Below are 13,878 nucleotides of genomic sequence, written 5' to 3' on the forward strand. Positions count from 1 at the left end.
GCGGCCATCGCCGGGCTGCTGGTGATGCTGGCCGACGGCGAGGACCAGCGCATGGCGCGCCGCATCGCGCTGAGGGCGGAAATGGCGGCCCTGCTGCCGGACACCGCGCCCCTTCCGGGCGAAGGCTGGTATTCCGGTCTGGACCGGCTGATGGGGCTGGCGGGCGCGGCGCTGGAACGGGCGGAAACGGCCGATCCGGCGCTGGCGGCGCGGTTGCTGGACTGGCTGATCGAGTGGACGGCCAACGAGCGGCTGACCATTCCGCCGCCCGCGCCGGCCGATCCGGCGCAACCCCCCGCTTGACGATGCGCGGGCCGGGTGCGAGGAGCCCGTTCAGCTTCGGGAAACGGGGCGGGCTGCACAGGCCTGCCTGACAACCCGATCCCGGCCGCTGCGGCCGGACAGATATTGGGCACGAGGAGAGTGGGCACATGAAGACGGGTTTCGGGCGCGCGTCGGCCGCCGCGATGGTTGCGCTTCTGATGGCGGCGACGCCGGAAGCCGCGATGGCGCAGAAGGAACAGAAGCCGGCTCCGCTGAAGCTTTCGAAGCCGGTGCAGTCGCTGGCGGCGCAGGCGCAGAAGGCGCAGGCCGAGCAGAACTGGCAAGGCGCGGTCGACCTGCTGAAGCAGGCAGATGCGATCCCGAACAAGACGGCGGACGAAGTCTATATCGTCAACATGCTGACGCTGAATTCGGCCATCAACCTGAAGGACAATGCGCTGATCGAGCGGTCGCTGGAAGGCGCGCTTTCGTCCGGCAAGCTGGCGCCTGAAGACCAGGTGAAGTTCCGCCGCAACCTGGGCGCGATGGCGCTGCAGCGGCAGGACTATGGCAAGGCCGCAGCCGAATTCGAGAAGCTGCTGGCGATGAACCCGAACGATGCCGGCCTGCTGGTGGAGATTGCCGAGCTTCAGCGCCGGCAGGGCCAGAACCAGAAGGCGATCGCCACCCTGCAACAGGCGATCGCCGTGCAGGAAAAGACCGCCAAGGCCGACGAGAGTTGGTACCGCCGCGCGCTGGCGATTGCCTATGACAGCAAGCTGCCGGCGGAAATCAACTCCACCAGCGAAGCGCTGCTGCGGGCGCACCCCAACGCCACCAACTGGCGCGACGTGCTGATCATCTATCGCGATTCCGCCAAGCTGGACGACCAGGGCAACCTGGACGTGATGCGCCTGATGCGGGCGAACAGCGCGCTGACGGGCGAGCGCGACTATGCCGAATATGCGGAAACGGCGACGATCCGCGGTCTGCCGGGCGAAGCCAAGGCGGTGCTGGACGAAGGCGTCGCCAAGGGCGCGCTGAAGGCGGCAACGCCGTTCGTGAAGGAACTGCTGGCGCAGGTGAACCCGAAGGTCGCCGCCGACAAGGCCTCTCTGCCGGGCCTGGAAAAGGAAGCGCGCGCAGCCGCCAACGGCAAGATGGCGCTGGCGACGGCCGATGCGTATCTGGGCTATGCCAACTGGGCGAAGGCGGCCGAGCTGTACAAGCTGGCGCTGACCAAGGGCGGCGTGGATGCCAACATGGTGAACACCCGGCTGGGCTTTGCGCTGGGCAACGCGGGTGACAAGGCCGGCGCCGAAGCGGCGCTGGGCGCCGTGACGGCCCCGCCGCGCGGGCAGCTGGCGCGTTATTACGGCGTGTGGCTGAACAACAAGGGCTGACCAAAGGCGGCCATCGCCGCTATAGGGACTGAGATTCGGGGGCAGGCCGTCCGCGGCCTGCCCCATTCTCATATTTGAAGAACGGGACGGATCAGGAATGGCGATCAGGCTGGGGCTCACCTTCGACGACGTGCTGCTGGTGCCGGCGGAGTCTGCCGTGCTGCCATCCCAGGCGGATACCTCCACCCGCATCACCAAGGCCATCCGGCTGCAGATTCCGGTGCTGTCGTCTGCCATGGACACGGTGACGGAAGGCCAGATGGCGATCGTGATGGCGCAATCGGGCGGCATCGGCGTGCTGCACCGGAACCTGACGATTGCCGAACAGGTGGAAGCGGTGCGGCAGGTGAAGCGCTTCGAATCGGGGATGGTGGTGAACCCCATCACGATGACGGCGGACCAGACGCTGGGCGAGGCGCTGGAGCTGATGGCGCGCCACCGCATTTCCGGCATCCCGATCGTGGAACCTTCCGATCCGGGCCAGCCGGGCAAACTGATCGGCATCCTGACCAACCGCGACGTGCGCTTTGCCGAAAACAAGCTGCAACCGGTGGCCGAACTGATGACGCGGCACAATCTGGCGACGGTGAAGGCCGGCGTTTCGCAGGAAGAGGCGCAGCGCCTGCTGCACCAGCGCCGGATCGAGAAGCTGCTGGTGGTGGACGAAGCCGGCCGCTGCGTGGGGCTGATCACCGTGAAGGACATCGAAAAGGCGGTGACCTATCCCGATGCCACCAAGGATGCCGCCGGGCGGCTGCGGGTGGCCGCCGCCAGCACCGTGGGGGACGCGGGCTTTGAACGGTCGGCCGCGCTGATCGATGCGGAATGCGACCTGATCGTGGTGGACACGGCGCACGGCCATTCGCGGCAGGTTTCCGAAGCCGTGCGGCGGATCAAGGCGCGATCGAACCATGCGCAGGTGATCGCGGGAAATGTGGCGACGGCCGAGGCCGCGAAGGCGCTGATCGACGCCGGCGCGGACGGCATCAAGGTGGGCATCGGCCCGGGCAGCATCTGCACCACGCGCGTGGTGGCGGGCGTGGGCGTGCCGCAGCTGACCGCCATCATGGACACGGTGGCCGAGGCTGAGAAGCAGGGCATTCCGGTGATCGCGGACGGCGGGCTTCGCACATCGGGCGACATCGCCAAGGCGATGGCGGCGGGCGCCGGCGCGGTGATGATCGGCAGCCTGCTGGCAGGCACCGAGGAAGCGCCGGGCGAGACCTTCCTGTACCAGGGCCGGGCCTACAAGAGCTATCGCGGGATGGGCAGCGTGGGCGCGATGGCGCGCGGCAGCGCCGACCGCTATTTCCAGCAGGACATCAAGGACCAGCTGAAGCTGGTGCCGGAAGGCATCGAAGGCCAGGTGCCCTACAAGGGCCCCGCGCGCGACGTGCTGCACCAGCTGGTGGGCGGGCTGAAGGCGGCGATGGGCTATACCGGCGCCGCAACGCTGGAAGAGCTGCGCAAGCGGGCCCAGTTCGTGCAGATCACCAATGCCGGGCTTCGCGAGAGCCATGTGCATGACGTGACGATCACGCGCGAAGCCCCCAATTACCCGACGCGCTGATGCGGCCGCAGGCGCGGCTTCAGGCTGCCATCGAGATCCTGGACCAGGTGATCGAGGCCGCCGCGCATCAGGGTGCGGCAGCCGACACGCTGGTGCAGCGATACTTCCAGACCCGGCGTTATGCCGGATCCAAGGACCGGGCCGCCGTGCGCGAGCTGGTCTATGGCGCGATCCGCTTCACGGCCGAGCGCCCCTATTCCGGGCGCGCCGCGCTGATCGGCTGGCTGGAATCCGAAGCGCCGGACCAGTTGGCGCTGTTCGATGGCAGCGCCCATGCCCCGTCGCCGGTGGAGCCCTTTGAAACGCGGGCAAGGGCCATACTGGCGCCCCTGTGGCTGGAGCCTGCGATGCGCGCGCGGTTCGGCGAGGGATTCGAGGCCGAGGCGCGGGCACTGACGGCGCGCGCACCGCTGGACCTGCGGGTGGCGCCGGGCGCGGACATGGACGAGGTGGCAGCCGAGCTGGGGGCCGTGCCGGTGCCCGGCCTGCCCCGCGCGCTGCGCCTGGCAGAGCCCCGGCCGCTGGAGCGGCACCCGTTGTTCGAAGCCGGCGCGGTGGAAGTGCAGGATGCCGGCAGCCAGCATGTGGTGGCGTTCGCCGCTGCGCGCGCCGGCGAAACGGTGATCGACCTGTGCGCGGGTGCGGGCGGCAAGACGTTGGGCCTGGTCGCCGACATGTGCGGCGAAGGCCGGCTGATCGCATCCGACACGGACCGCACCCGCCTGCAGGCGATGGGGCCGCGGCTGATGCGGGCGCGGTGCGATGCGGTTGTGGAACCCCGGCTGCTGAACCCGGGGCGGGAGCGCGAGGCGCTGGCCGACCTGGAGGGCGCGGCGGACCTGGTGCTGGTGGATGCCCCCTGTTCCGGCACCGGCACCTGGCGGCGCAACCCCGAGCTGCGCTGGCGGCTGACGGCGGACCGGCTTGCGCGGCTGACCCATGTTCAGGCCCGGCTCATCGATCTTGGGGCATGGCTGCTGAAGCCGGGCGGGCGGCTCGTTTATGCCGTGTGTTCGGTGCTGGCCGAGGAAGGGACGGATCAGGCGCAGGCCGCCGCCGCCCGGCTGGGGTTCGCGCTGTCCGGCAGCCGGGCGCTGACGCCCCTCTCGGACGGCTACGACGGCTTTTTCGTCGCCCGGCTCGACAAGCCCGGCGAGACATGGCTTTCTTGACGCGATCCCCGCAAAGGGGACTCGGGATTGACGGCAACGACACGGACGGACTGAAACAGGCCGGCAACGGCCGAGAGAGGGACTGACATGGTCGAAGGGTTTGCGGCCCGCAGCCTTGGGGTTGTGCGGCTTGTGCTGGTGGCGGGTCTGGCCGCCGGGCTGACCGCGCCGCTTTCGGCGGCGAAGCCGCGCGATGCGGAACCGGCCCCTGCCCCCGCCCGCGGCCTGCCAGACAATCTGATCGCGCCGGTTTCCATGGAGCGGCTGAAGCTGGGCGAAAGCCTGCTGCTGGCCGGAAAGACGCAGGACGCGACCGACCAGTTCGAAGCGGCGCTGGCCGCCGACCCGCGCAACCGGCGGGCCTATATCGGGCTTGCCCGCGCGGCAGAGGCGGAAGGCCTGCCGGGCAAAGCCGTGCGCTTCTATCGCGAGGCGCTGGAGATCGATCCGAACGACCTTGCCGCGCTGGAGCTGCAGGGCATGGCGCTGGTGGAGCGCGGCGCCAAGGCGCGCGCCGAATCCAACCTGGAACGGGTGAAGAAGCTGTGCGACGGCCCCTGCCCGCAGGCGGACCGGCTGTCGGCCGCGATTGCACGCGGGCCGAAGACGCAGACCGCCCAGACCGCAGCGTTGGACAAGCAGCAGGACTGAGGATCGCCATGGCGGGCCATGCCGAACGGGCCGGCGGCCATTGGGAAGCCGGAAGCGATGCACTGAAACAGGCCGCCATCCGTGCGCTGGCGGCACAGGGCGTGCAGTGGACGGAGCTGCGCGAATCCGTGTTCGACGCGCTGGCAGACGGCGGACGGCCGGTTTCCGCCTATGATGTGGCCGATCGGGTCTCGGCGGCGGCCGGGCGCCGGATCGCGGCCAACAGCGTCTATCGGATCCTGGACCTGTTCGTGGCGCACAACCTGGCGAAGCGGATCGAAAGCCGGAACGCCTATGTGGTGAATGTCCACCCATCCTGCTCTCATGACTGCATATTCCTTGTTTGCGAACGCTGCGGCCACATCGATCACATGGATGACGACCGGCTGGCGAACAGCATGCGCGAGCGGGCGAAGGCGGGCGGATTCACGCCGCACCGCCCCGTTCTGGAGCTGATGGGCCTGTGTTCCGCCTGCAACGCCGGCGGACAGGCGGCAAACAAGCCGTAACAATCGCGCTTTGTTTCGGGACGGCTTCGCGCTAAATCTGCGGCATGACGGACAAGACCAACGGCGCGCCCGCCGCTGCGCCCTACCGCCGGCCCGAGACTCCGCTTCTCGACAAGGTGAACACGCCTCCTGAGCTTCGGGCGCTGAAGCCTGATCAGCTGCGACAGGTGGCGGACGAACTGCGCGCCGAGATGATCGACGCCGTTTCGGTGACGGGCGGCCATCTGGGCGCGGGCCTTGGTGTCGTGGAGCTGACGGTCGCGCTGCACTATGTGTTCAACACGCCGGTGGACAAGCTGATCTGGGACGTGGGCCACCAGGCCTATCCGCACAAGATCCTGACCGGCCGGCGCGATCGCATCCGCACGCTGAGGCAGGGTGGCGGGCTTTCCGGGTTCACCAAGCGCACCGAATCCGAATATGACCCGTTCGGGGCGGCGCACAGCTCCACCTCCATTTCCGCGGCGCTGGGCTTTGCCATCGCCAACAAGCTGTCCGGCGCGCCTGGCAAGGCCGTCGCCGTGATCGGCGATGGCTCGATGAGCGCGGGCATGGCCTATGAGGCGATGAACAATGCGCGCGAGGCGGGCAACCGGCTGATCGTGGTGTTGAACGACAACGACATGTCGATCGCGCCGCCGGTGGGCGCCCTTTCCGCCTATCTGGCGCGGGCCTACAGCAGCAACACCTTCCTGGGCATCCGCGACGCCGTGCGGCAGCTGGCGAAAAAGGCCCTGCCGGAGCCGCTGAAGGCCCCGGCCAAGCGCGCCGACGAATTCTTCCGCACGCTGGGCACCGGCGGCACCCTGTTCGAGGAACTGGGCTTTTACTATGTCGGGCCGATCGACGGCCACAACATGGACGTGCTGGTGCCGATCCTGGAGAATATCCGCGACGCCGCCGAAGGGCCGTGCCTGATCCATGTGGTGACGAAGAAGGGCAAGGGCTATGCGCCCGCGGAAGCCGCAGCCGACAAATATCATGGCGTCGTGAAGTTCGACGTGGTGACGGGCAAGCAGCACAAGCCTGCGCCCGGCGGCCCGCCCAGCTATACCAATGTCTTCGCAGAAGCGCTGGTGGCGGAAGCCACGCGCGACCCGAAGGTGGTGGCGATCACGGCGGCGATGCCGTCGGGCACGGGGCTGGACAAGTTCCAGAAGCAGTTCCCGGACCGCTGCTTCGATGTGGGCATCGCGGAACAGCATGCCGTGACCTTCGCGGCGGGACTGGCGGCGGAAGGCTATCGCCCCTGGGCCGCCATCTATTCCACCTTCCTGCAACGGGCATATGATCAGGTGGTGCATGACGTGTGCATCCAGAACCTGCCGGTGCGCTTCGGCATCGACCGGGCGGGCCTTGTGGGGGCTGACGGCTCCACCCATGCGGGCAGCTTCGATGTGACCTATCTGGCGACGCTGCCCAACATGGTGGTGATGGCCGCCGCCGACGAGGCGGAGCTGGTGCATATGGTGCACACGGCGAACGCGCATGATTCCGGCCCCATCGCGGTGCGCTATCCGCGCGGCGAAGGCGTGGGCGTGCCGCTGCCGGAAACGCCGCAGAAGCTGGAGATCGGCAAGGGCCGCATCGTGCGGGAAGGCAAGACGGTTGCCATCCTGTCGCTGGGCACAAGGCTCGCCGAGGCGCTGAAGGCGGCCGACGAGCTGGATTCCAGGGGGCTTTCCGCGACGGTTGCCGACATGCGCTTTGCCAAGCCGCTGGACGAGGCGCTGATCCGCAAGCTGTGCGCCACGCATGACGTGGTGGTGACGATCGAGGAAGGCGCGATCGGCGGCTTTGGCGCGCATGTGCTGACGCTGGCGAGCGACGAGGGGCTGATGGACACGGGGCTGAAGATCCGCACCATGCGCCTGCCCGACATCTTCCAGGAGCATGAAAACCCGACGAAGCAATATGCCGAAGCGGGGCTGGATTCGGCCGGCATCGTGAAGACGGTGCTGACGGCGCTGAGGCACAACAGCGTGGACGTGAGCGAGGGCGCGCGGGCGTAGGGCCTGCCATGGCGAAACAGCGCATCGATCAGTTGCTGGTGGAGCGCGGGCTGGCCGAGAGCCGAAGCCGGGCGCAGGCGTTGATCATGGCCGGGCTGGTGTTTGCGGGCGAGCGGAAGATTGCCAAGGCCGGAGAGATGCTGGCGGCCGATGCGGTGCTGGATGTGCGCGGCAAGGACCATCCCTGGGTTTCACGCGGCGGGCTGAAGCTGGACCACGGGCTTTCGCAGTTCGGCATCGAAGTGACGGGCGCGGTGGGGCTGGATGTCGGCTCTTCCACCGGGGGGTTCACCGATGTGCTGCTGAGCCGCGGCGCCGCCAGGGTTTATGCGGTGGACGTGGGCACCAACCAGCTGGCCTGGAAGCTGCGGCAGGACGCGCGCGTGGTGGTGCATGAGCAGACGAACGCGCGTGCGCTGACGGCGGACCATATTCCCGAACCGGTCGATATCATCGTGTGCGACGCCAGCTTCATTTCGCTGGCGAAGGTGCTGGATGCGGCGCTGGGGTTTGCAAAGCCGGGCGGGCATCTCGTCGCGCTGGTGAAGCCGCAGTTCGAAGCCGGGCGCAGCGAAGTCGGCAAGGGCGGTGTGGTGCGCGACGCAGCCGTGCATGCGCGGGTGTGCGCGGAGGCTGCCGCATGGGTTTCCGGCAAGGGATGGCGGGTGCTGGGGGTGGAAACCTCGCCCATCACCGGGCCGGAGGGGAATGTGGAGTTCCTGCTGGGGGCGGTGAGGGAGCCGGCCGTCGGAGTAGCGGACGAGTCCGCCTGAGGGCAGTCGCGAAGAAGAAGGGTCGGGCGAACCGAAGGTCAGCCTTCGGCTGAACGCCCGACTCGTCGGACATGCAAAAAGGGCGGGGCCGAAGCCCCGCCCTTTTTTCATGCCGTGAGCACCGGCGAGCTCGCCGATCAGTGCTGCGCACTGACGGCGGCCGCCTTCGCAGCTTAGGCCGCGATGCTCTTCTTGACCGTTTCCGTTGCCAGCGCGACGCGGCTGGACAGCGGCTGCACGACTTCGCCGGCCAGCTTCAGCCAGGTTTCCGTCAGGTGGCTGGCGTTCGCCACGGCCTTGTCGAACTGCGCCTTGGCATATTCGTTCTGGGCCGCGAAGAATTCGTTCGGCGTCTTGGAGGCGCTCATCGTCTTGAAGGCAGCCTGGGCTTCCTCGGCAGCCTTCTTCGAGGCTTCGACCATGTGCGTGGTCAGCGTTTCGGCGCCGGCGGCAGCGGCCTTGGCGCTTTCCATCAGGGCTTCGACATTGCCCTTGGCGAAATCGGACATTTCGGTGACGGACTTCATGTTCTTCTCCATCAGTTCCTTGAGCTTTTCAGCAAATTGTTCCTGCGCGGCCTGGGCCTGCGCGACGGCGTCGGCGGTCGCCTTCTCGAAGGCGGGCGCCACGGTTTCAAACGTCTTGGCGAAGTTGGTTTCGGCGTTCATCGGGACAGTCTCCGGAACAGGGGGCGGGACAGGAGCAGCCGCCTCAGGCGCCACGGCCTTCAGCACAGCCGGCTTCGCCGCCACATCAGGCGTCACGGCATTCGCCGCTGCGGCCTTGGGCGTCTTGGGCGCGGACTTGCGGGCAGGCTTGGCATCAGCCATCGACGGCACACTCCTTTGTTGCTGCACTGCACAATAATGCACTGCGGCACGAATTTCAAGACGGAGTTTGTGCGGCGCAACAAATTGTCACGCCATATGCTGTCAGTGGCTGGTCTCGACCCTTTCGACGCCGGATTTCGCCAGCTGGGCATCGATCGCGGCCTTCAGCCGCTCCAGCGCGGCTTCGTCCTTCGCCTCGGCCCGGGCGACGAGCACATCCTGCGTGTTGGAGGCGCGCAGCAGCCACCAGCCGTCGGGCGTGTTCACCCGCGCGCCATCGGTGTCGTTCACCTGGGCGCCTTCGGCCTTCAGCCGGGCGAGAACCTCCGTCACCACCTCGAACTTGCGCTCTTCCGAACAGGGGAAGCGCATTTCCGGCGTGTTCACCACGTCGGGCATCGCGGATTTCAGCGCCGTCAGCGAGCCGCCCATTTCGCCCACCGCCTCGATCAGGCGGATCGCGGCGTAGAGCGCGTCGTCGAAGCCGTACCAGCGATGCTTGAAGAAGATGTGGCCCGACATTTCGCCTGCAAGCGGCGATTCCACATCCTTCATCTTCGCCTTGATCAGGCTGTGGCCGGTCTTCCACATGAGGGGCTTGCCGCCCAGTTCCGCGATGCGGTCATAGAGGGCCTGGCTGGCCTTCACGTCGGCAATGATGGTCGAGCCGGGCAATTCCTTCAGCACCGGTTCCGCCAGGATCGCCAGAAGCTGGTCGCCCCAGACGACCCTGCCCTGCCCGTCGATCGCGCCGATCCGATCTCCGTCGCCATCGAAGGCGATGCCGAAATCCAGCTTCAGCTCCGACACCAACTGGCGCAGATCCTCCAGGTTCTTCTCGACCGTCGGATCCGGATGGTGGTTGGGGAAGTCGCCGTCGATCTTCGTGAACAGGGCGTGATGTTCGCCCGGCAAAGTTTTCAGCAGCTTTTCCAGCGCTTCCCCGGTGGCGCCGTTGCCCGCATCCCAGCCGATGCGGAAGGGCTTCACGCGATGGTCTTCCTGAAGCCGTTCCACATAGCGGTCCAGCAGGGCCACCTGCCGGCTGCTGCCCTTGCCGCTGTCCCAGTCGCCGCGGGCGGCGGCTTCGCCCAGCGCCCGGATGTCGGCGCCGAAGAAGGGCCGGTCCTTCAGCATCATCTTGAAGCCGTTGTAATCGGGCGGATTGTGGCTGCCCGTGATCATCACGCCGCCATCCGCGCCCAGTTCGGGCACGGAGAAATAGAGCATGCCGGTGGAGCCAAGGCCGATCCGCACGACATCGACGCCGGATGCAAGCAGGCCGTCCACCAGCGCCGCCTCCAGCCCCGGGGAGCTGTGGCGGCCATCATAGCCGACGCTGACGAGGCTGCCGCCTGCGCGGCGCACGACGGTGCCGAAGCCGCGTCCGATGGCGCGGGCGTCCTGCTCGCCCAGGGTTTCGCCGATGATGCCGCGGATGTCATATTCCCGCAGCGACGTCGGATGGAATTCATGGCTCTTCATCATGCCCCTCTTCGTCCAGCGAACCCGATCATCTTGTTGCACCGCAATATGTATTCCCCGAGACAGGCGTCAACCACGCGGCGCCTGAATCTGCATCAGCAGGTCTCGCGCGGCGTTCAGCCTGCGCGCGAGATCCGCATCCCCGCCGCGATCGGGATGGGCCGTGGCGATCAGGCGGCGATGCGCGGCCTGGATCTCCTCCGCCGTCGCCCCCAGGCCCACGCCGAGCAGCTGCCTTGCCTCGATCTCGTCCATCGGGATGGCGGCCACTTTCGCGCGCATCCAGCCCCCGAAGGCGAGCGCCGCCGTCGCCGCGGCAAGCGCCAGACCCGGAATCAACTGCCCCCGCGCCAGCAGCCAGCCGGCAAGGCCGACACCACCGGCGAGCGCCAGCTTGCGCCCGGCATCCGGACCCAGATGCCCCTGCCACCACAACCAGCCCACGCCTGCCACCACCAGCAGCGCGAAAGGGCCCATCAGGCGGCGGCTTCCTGCGTGTGGCCCAGCGGCAGCTGGAGCGCGGAGATCAGTTCGCGCAGTTCGGCGCGGGCGGCCACATGGCTCATGGACGCTTCCTCCACCTGCCCCATGTCGAGCAGGGTCAGGCCGCGCGGGAAGAGCTCGCGGTAGATGACGCGTTCGGAAAAGCCCGGCGCCACGCGGAAGCCGATGCGCTTGGACAGTTCCTCCAGCGCCGCGCCGACCCGCTTGCGGTTGCGCGCTTCGAGCGTGGAGAGGCGGTTCCGCACCACGATCCAGTCCACCTGCCCGCCATCCGTGCGCGCCCGTTCCTGCCGCGCCTTCCACACCTGCTCGGCATAGAAGCTGGGGCGCACGACCTTGTAGGTTTCGGGATCGACCTGACCCAGGAGGTCGAAATCGATGAAGCTGTCGTTGATGGGGGTGATCAGCGTGTCGGCCCGGGCGATCGCGGCGCGGCCGATTTCGGAGTCGCGGCCGGGCGTGTCGATGACGACGGCGTCCAGATCGGCGCGCACCAGCGTTTCCAGCGCGCCCGTGGAGCCGTCGCCCAGCACGGTGACGGGCACCGACGACAGTTCGATTCCCTTGCGCTCTGCCCAGGCCTTGCGGTTTTCGAGGTAGCGCGCCGTGGTCTGCTGGCGGTGATCGAGATCGGCGACAGCAAGGCGAATCCCGCTCTGCGCCAGTGCCAGCGCGATATGCACGGCCGTGGTGGATTTGCCCGACCCGCCCTTTTCATTGCCCAGCACGATCACGTGCGGGCCCTTCCTGGCGCCCCTGGCTCCGACGCTTCCGGGGATACCCGTGATTGACATTCCGCCCTGCCTCCGGCGATTGCCGACCCATCGCCGGCGCAACTTTTCTTCCCATGCGGTGATGGCCGGGCTTCGTCAATCAAGAGCAAGGTGAAACAAGGATAACGATGGACACGGCGCGCACGGTAGTGGCCCTTCGGGCGAAGATCAGGACATGGCGATCCGCCGGCGACCGCATTGCGCTGGTGCCGACGATGGGCGCGCTGCACGCCGGGCATCTTTCGCTGATCGAAGCGGGCAAACGACGGGCGCACCGGGTTGTCGCCAGCATCTTCGTGAACCCGAAGCAGTTCGGCGCGAACGAGGATCTGGATCGCTATCCCCGGCAGGAAGCCCGCGACGCGGAGCTGCTGCGGCAGGCAGGCTGCGACCTGCTGTTCCTGCCGCCCGCCGATGCCGTCTATCCCGCTGGCTATTCGACGAGCGTGAGCGTGGCCGGGCTGGACCGGCCGATGGAGGGCGCGTCGCGCCCCGGCCATTTCGACGGCGTCGCGACCGTTGTGACCAAGCTGCTGCTGATGGCCTTCCCCGATGTCGCCATCTTCGGAGAGAAGGACTGGCAGCAGCTGGCGATCATCCGCCGGCTCGCCATCGACCTGAACATCCCGGCCGAGATCGTCGGCGCGCCGATCATCCGCGAGGCGGACGGCCTGGCGATGAGTTCGCGCAACGCCTATCTCCAGCCGCAGCAGCGGGCGGTGGCGGGCGCCCTGTTCCGCACGCTTCAGGCGGCCGCCAGCACGATCACCGGCGGGGCCGCCGTGACGGATACGCTGTCGGCTGCGCGCGCCGGGCTGGAATCGGCGGGCTTCCGGGTGGATTATCTGCTGCTGGCCGACGAACAGACCCTGCAGCTGCTGAACCAGCCGCTGCCGGGCGCGCGGCTGTTCGTGGCGGCGAAGCTGGGCGCCACCCGGCTGATCGACAATTTCCCGGTGATCCCGCGATGAGCGCGCACCCCTTCGAGATCGTCGATGTGTTCACGCCCAGGGCCCGCGCCGGGAACCAGCTGGCCGTGGTGACGGATGCGCGCGGGCTGGACACGGCCGCGATGCAGGCGATCGCGCGCGAGTTCAATTTCGCCGAGACGAGCTTCCTGTTTCCGCCTGCCGACCCGGCCAACGACGCCCATGTGCGGATCTTCACCCCCGAAGAGGAGATGCCCTTCGCCGGGCATCCCAATGTGGGAACCGCGTTCGTGGCGGGGCGGATGGGGGCCTTGTTCGGGCGACCCGTCGGCGATGCGCTGCGCTTCGAGGAAGCGGCCGGGCTGGTGGCGCTGGAGCTGCTGCGCGAGGGCGGCGCGATTGCGGGCGCGCGATGCCGGGCGCCGCGCCCGCTGGCGCCGGGGCCGGAGGTGCCGCGCGCCATCATCGCGGAGCTGGCGGGCCTGTCCGAAGCGGATATCCTGCAGGGGCGGTTCCGCCCGCGCTTCGCCTCTGTTGGGGCGGAGTTCCTGCTGGCCGAGGTGACCGCCGATGCGCTGGAGCGCGCGCGGCCGGATACGGACGCCTTCCGCCGCCATGAAGGGCATGTCGGCCAGTCCGGCGGCTTCCTGGGGCTGCATCTGCATGTGCGCGATTCGAATGACCCGGCGCGGCTGGACGTGCGGATGTTCGCGCCGCTGTCCGGCGTGGTGGAAGACCCGGCGACGGGCAGCGCGGCAGCTGCCCTTGGGGCGTTCCTGCACAGCCTGCGGCCGGGCGAGAGCCGCTTCCTGCTGTCGCAGGGGCGGCATATCGGCCGGCCGTCGGAGATCCTGACCGAGGTGCGCGGCGACGGCGTGTGGATCGGCGGCCCGTGCGCGCCGTTTGCGAGCGGCGAGCTTCGGGCATGAGCCTGGCGGACGCCCGCGCCCGGGCAGATGCCCATTCGCCCTTCCTGCGCGGGCTGATCCGCCGCGAGCCCGAG

14 protein-coding genes are annotated in these 13,878 nt (G+C 68.2%); 10 read left to right on the forward strand and 4 right to left on the reverse strand.

All coding sequences use genetic code 11. The annotated features are described in order from the left end of the window. The 8 genes from ACE3O8_RS08340 to ACE3O8_RS08375 all read left to right on the forward strand — a co-directional run. The coding region (locus ACE3O8_RS08340; RefSeq protein WP_374388692.1) for a hypothetical protein at nucleotides 1-303 on the forward strand (303 nt) is incomplete at its 5' end. 128 nt (nucleotides 304-431) lie between these two features. After that, nucleotides 432-1,667, forward strand: a complete 1,236-nt coding sequence (locus ACE3O8_RS08345) for a tetratricopeptide repeat protein (protein WP_374388694.1) — start codon at nucleotides 432-434, stop codon at nucleotides 1,665-1,667. A 97-nt stretch (nucleotides 1,668-1,764) separates the two neighbouring features. Further along, nucleotides 1,765-3,237, forward strand: coding sequence for an IMP dehydrogenase (gene guaB / locus ACE3O8_RS08350; RefSeq protein ID WP_374388696.1), 1,473 nt, complete (start codon nucleotides 1,765-1,767; stop codon nucleotides 3,235-3,237). Continuing rightward, nucleotides 3,237-4,409 (forward strand): RsmB/NOP family class I SAM-dependent RNA methyltransferase, encoded by a 1,173-nt coding sequence (locus ACE3O8_RS08355; protein ID WP_374388698.1) that lies wholly within the window; start codon nucleotides 3,237-3,239, stop codon nucleotides 4,407-4,409. Before guaB ends, ACE3O8_RS08355 begins: the two co-directional genes overlap by 1 nt. A gap of 87 nt (nucleotides 4,410-4,496) precedes the next feature. Next, a complete protein-coding gene (locus tag ACE3O8_RS08360) occupies nucleotides 4,497-5,060 on the forward strand; it encodes a tetratricopeptide repeat protein (RefSeq protein WP_374388700.1) in 564 nt (187 codons plus the stop codon). Nucleotides 5,061-5,068: 8 nt separating this feature from the next. Next, nucleotides 5,069-5,569: a Fur family transcriptional regulator gene (locus tag ACE3O8_RS08365; protein WP_374388702.1), complete on the forward strand. Its 501-nt coding sequence runs from the start codon at nucleotides 5,069-5,071 to the stop codon at nucleotides 5,567-5,569. A 44-nt stretch (nucleotides 5,570-5,613) separates the two neighbouring features. Further along, entirely contained in the window at nucleotides 5,614-7,581 is a 1,968-nt protein-coding gene (dxs, locus tag ACE3O8_RS08370; protein WP_374388704.1) for a 1-deoxy-D-xylulose-5-phosphate synthase, read from the forward strand. An 8-nt stretch (nucleotides 7,582-7,589) separates the two neighbouring features. Then, on the forward strand, nucleotides 7,590-8,354 hold the full coding sequence (locus ACE3O8_RS08375) for a TlyA family RNA methyltransferase (protein WP_374388707.1): 765 nt from the start codon (nucleotides 7,590-7,592) through the stop codon (nucleotides 8,352-8,354). Between the two features lie 173 nt (nucleotides 8,355-8,527). Here ACE3O8_RS08375 and ACE3O8_RS08380 read toward each other — a convergent pair whose 3' ends face one another. The 4 genes from ACE3O8_RS08380 to ACE3O8_RS08395 all read right to left on the reverse strand — a co-directional run bounded on the left by ACE3O8_RS08380 (nucleotide 8,528) and on the right by ACE3O8_RS08395 (nucleotide 11,967). Then, the gene (locus ACE3O8_RS08380; RefSeq protein ID WP_374388709.1) at nucleotides 8,528-9,184 is read right to left on the reverse strand and encodes a phasin family protein; all 657 of its coding nucleotides are present in this window, start codon (nucleotides 9,182-9,184) and stop codon (nucleotides 8,528-8,530) included. A gap of 102 nt (nucleotides 9,185-9,286) precedes the next feature. Beyond that, nucleotides 9,287-10,669 carry a phosphoglucomutase/phosphomannomutase PgmG gene (gene pgmG / locus ACE3O8_RS08385; RefSeq protein WP_374388711.1) on the reverse strand — a complete coding sequence of 461 codons (1,383 nt, stop codon included), beginning with the start codon at nucleotides 10,667-10,669 and terminating at the stop codon, nucleotides 9,287-9,289. A 69-nt stretch (nucleotides 10,670-10,738) separates the two neighbouring features. Continuing rightward, nucleotides 10,739-11,146 carry a J domain-containing protein gene (locus ACE3O8_RS08390; protein WP_374388713.1) on the reverse strand — a complete coding sequence of 136 codons (408 nt, stop codon included), beginning with the start codon at nucleotides 11,144-11,146 and terminating at the stop codon, nucleotides 10,739-10,741. After that, the gene (locus tag ACE3O8_RS08395; RefSeq protein ID WP_374388715.1) at nucleotides 11,146-11,967 is read right to left on the reverse strand and encodes a division plane positioning ATPase MipZ; all 822 of its coding nucleotides are present in this window, start codon (nucleotides 11,965-11,967) and stop codon (nucleotides 11,146-11,148) included. The genes ACE3O8_RS08390 and ACE3O8_RS08395 overlap by 1 nt, the downstream gene beginning before the upstream one ends. 107 nt (nucleotides 11,968-12,074) lie before the next feature. On the opposite strand from ACE3O8_RS08395, the gene panC reads away from it, so the two are divergent. Then, entirely contained in the window at nucleotides 12,075-12,917 is an 843-nt protein-coding gene (panC, locus tag ACE3O8_RS08400; RefSeq protein WP_374388717.1) for a pantoate--beta-alanine ligase, read from the forward strand. Then, nucleotides 12,914-13,804, forward strand: coding sequence for a PhzF family phenazine biosynthesis protein (locus tag ACE3O8_RS08405; protein ID WP_374388720.1), 891 nt, complete (start codon nucleotides 12,914-12,916; stop codon nucleotides 13,802-13,804). Before panC ends, ACE3O8_RS08405 begins: the two co-directional genes overlap by 4 nt. Nucleotides 13,805-13,878: the final 74 nt, after the last annotated feature.

The organism is Sandaracinobacter sp. (assembly GCF_041909755.1).
Lineage (GTDB): Bacteria > Pseudomonadota > Alphaproteobacteria > Sphingomonadales > Sphingomonadaceae > Sandaracinobacteroides.

Bases quoted from the DNA above. Each gene is read 5' to 3' on its own strand.
- ACE3O8_RS08345 (WP_374388694.1), top strand. From the start codon at position 432: ATGAAGACGGGTTTCGGGCGCGCGTCGGCCGCCGCGATGGTTGCGCTT.
- ACE3O8_RS08395 (WP_374388715.1), bottom strand. From the start codon at position 11,967: ATGTCAATCACGGGTATCCCCGGAAGCGTCGGAGCCAGGGGCGCCAGG.
- ACE3O8_RS08405 (WP_374388720.1), top strand. From the start codon at position 12,914: ATGAGCGCGCACCCCTTCGAGATCGTCGATGTGTTCACGCCCAGGGCC.
- ACE3O8_RS08360 (WP_374388700.1), top strand. From the start codon at position 4,497: ATGGTCGAAGGGTTTGCGGCCCGCAGCCTTGGGGTTGTGCGGCTTGTG.
- pgmG (WP_374388711.1), bottom strand. From the start codon at position 10,669: ATGAAGAGCCATGAATTCCATCCGACGTCGCTGCGGGAATATGACATC.
- ACE3O8_RS08355 (WP_374388698.1), top strand. From the start codon at position 3,237: ATGCGGCCGCAGGCGCGGCTTCAGGCTGCCATCGAGATCCTGGACCAG.
- ACE3O8_RS08365 (WP_374388702.1), top strand. From the start codon at position 5,069: ATGGCGGGCCATGCCGAACGGGCCGGCGGCCATTGGGAAGCCGGAAGC.
- panC (WP_374388717.1), top strand. From the start codon at position 12,075: ATGGACACGGCGCGCACGGTAGTGGCCCTTCGGGCGAAGATCAGGACA.
- ACE3O8_RS08390 (WP_374388713.1), bottom strand. From the start codon at position 11,146: ATGGGCCCTTTCGCGCTGCTGGTGGTGGCAGGCGTGGGCTGGTTGTGG.
- dxs (WP_374388704.1), top strand. From the start codon at position 5,614: ATGACGGACAAGACCAACGGCGCGCCCGCCGCTGCGCCCTACCGCCGG.
- guaB (WP_374388696.1), top strand. From the start codon at position 1,765: ATGGCGATCAGGCTGGGGCTCACCTTCGACGACGTGCTGCTGGTGCCG.
- ACE3O8_RS08380 (WP_374388709.1), bottom strand. From the start codon at position 9,184: ATGGCTGATGCCAAGCCTGCCCGCAAGTCCGCGCCCAAGACGCCCAAG.
- ACE3O8_RS08375 (WP_374388707.1), top strand. From the start codon at position 7,590: ATGGCGAAACAGCGCATCGATCAGTTGCTGGTGGAGCGCGGGCTGGCC.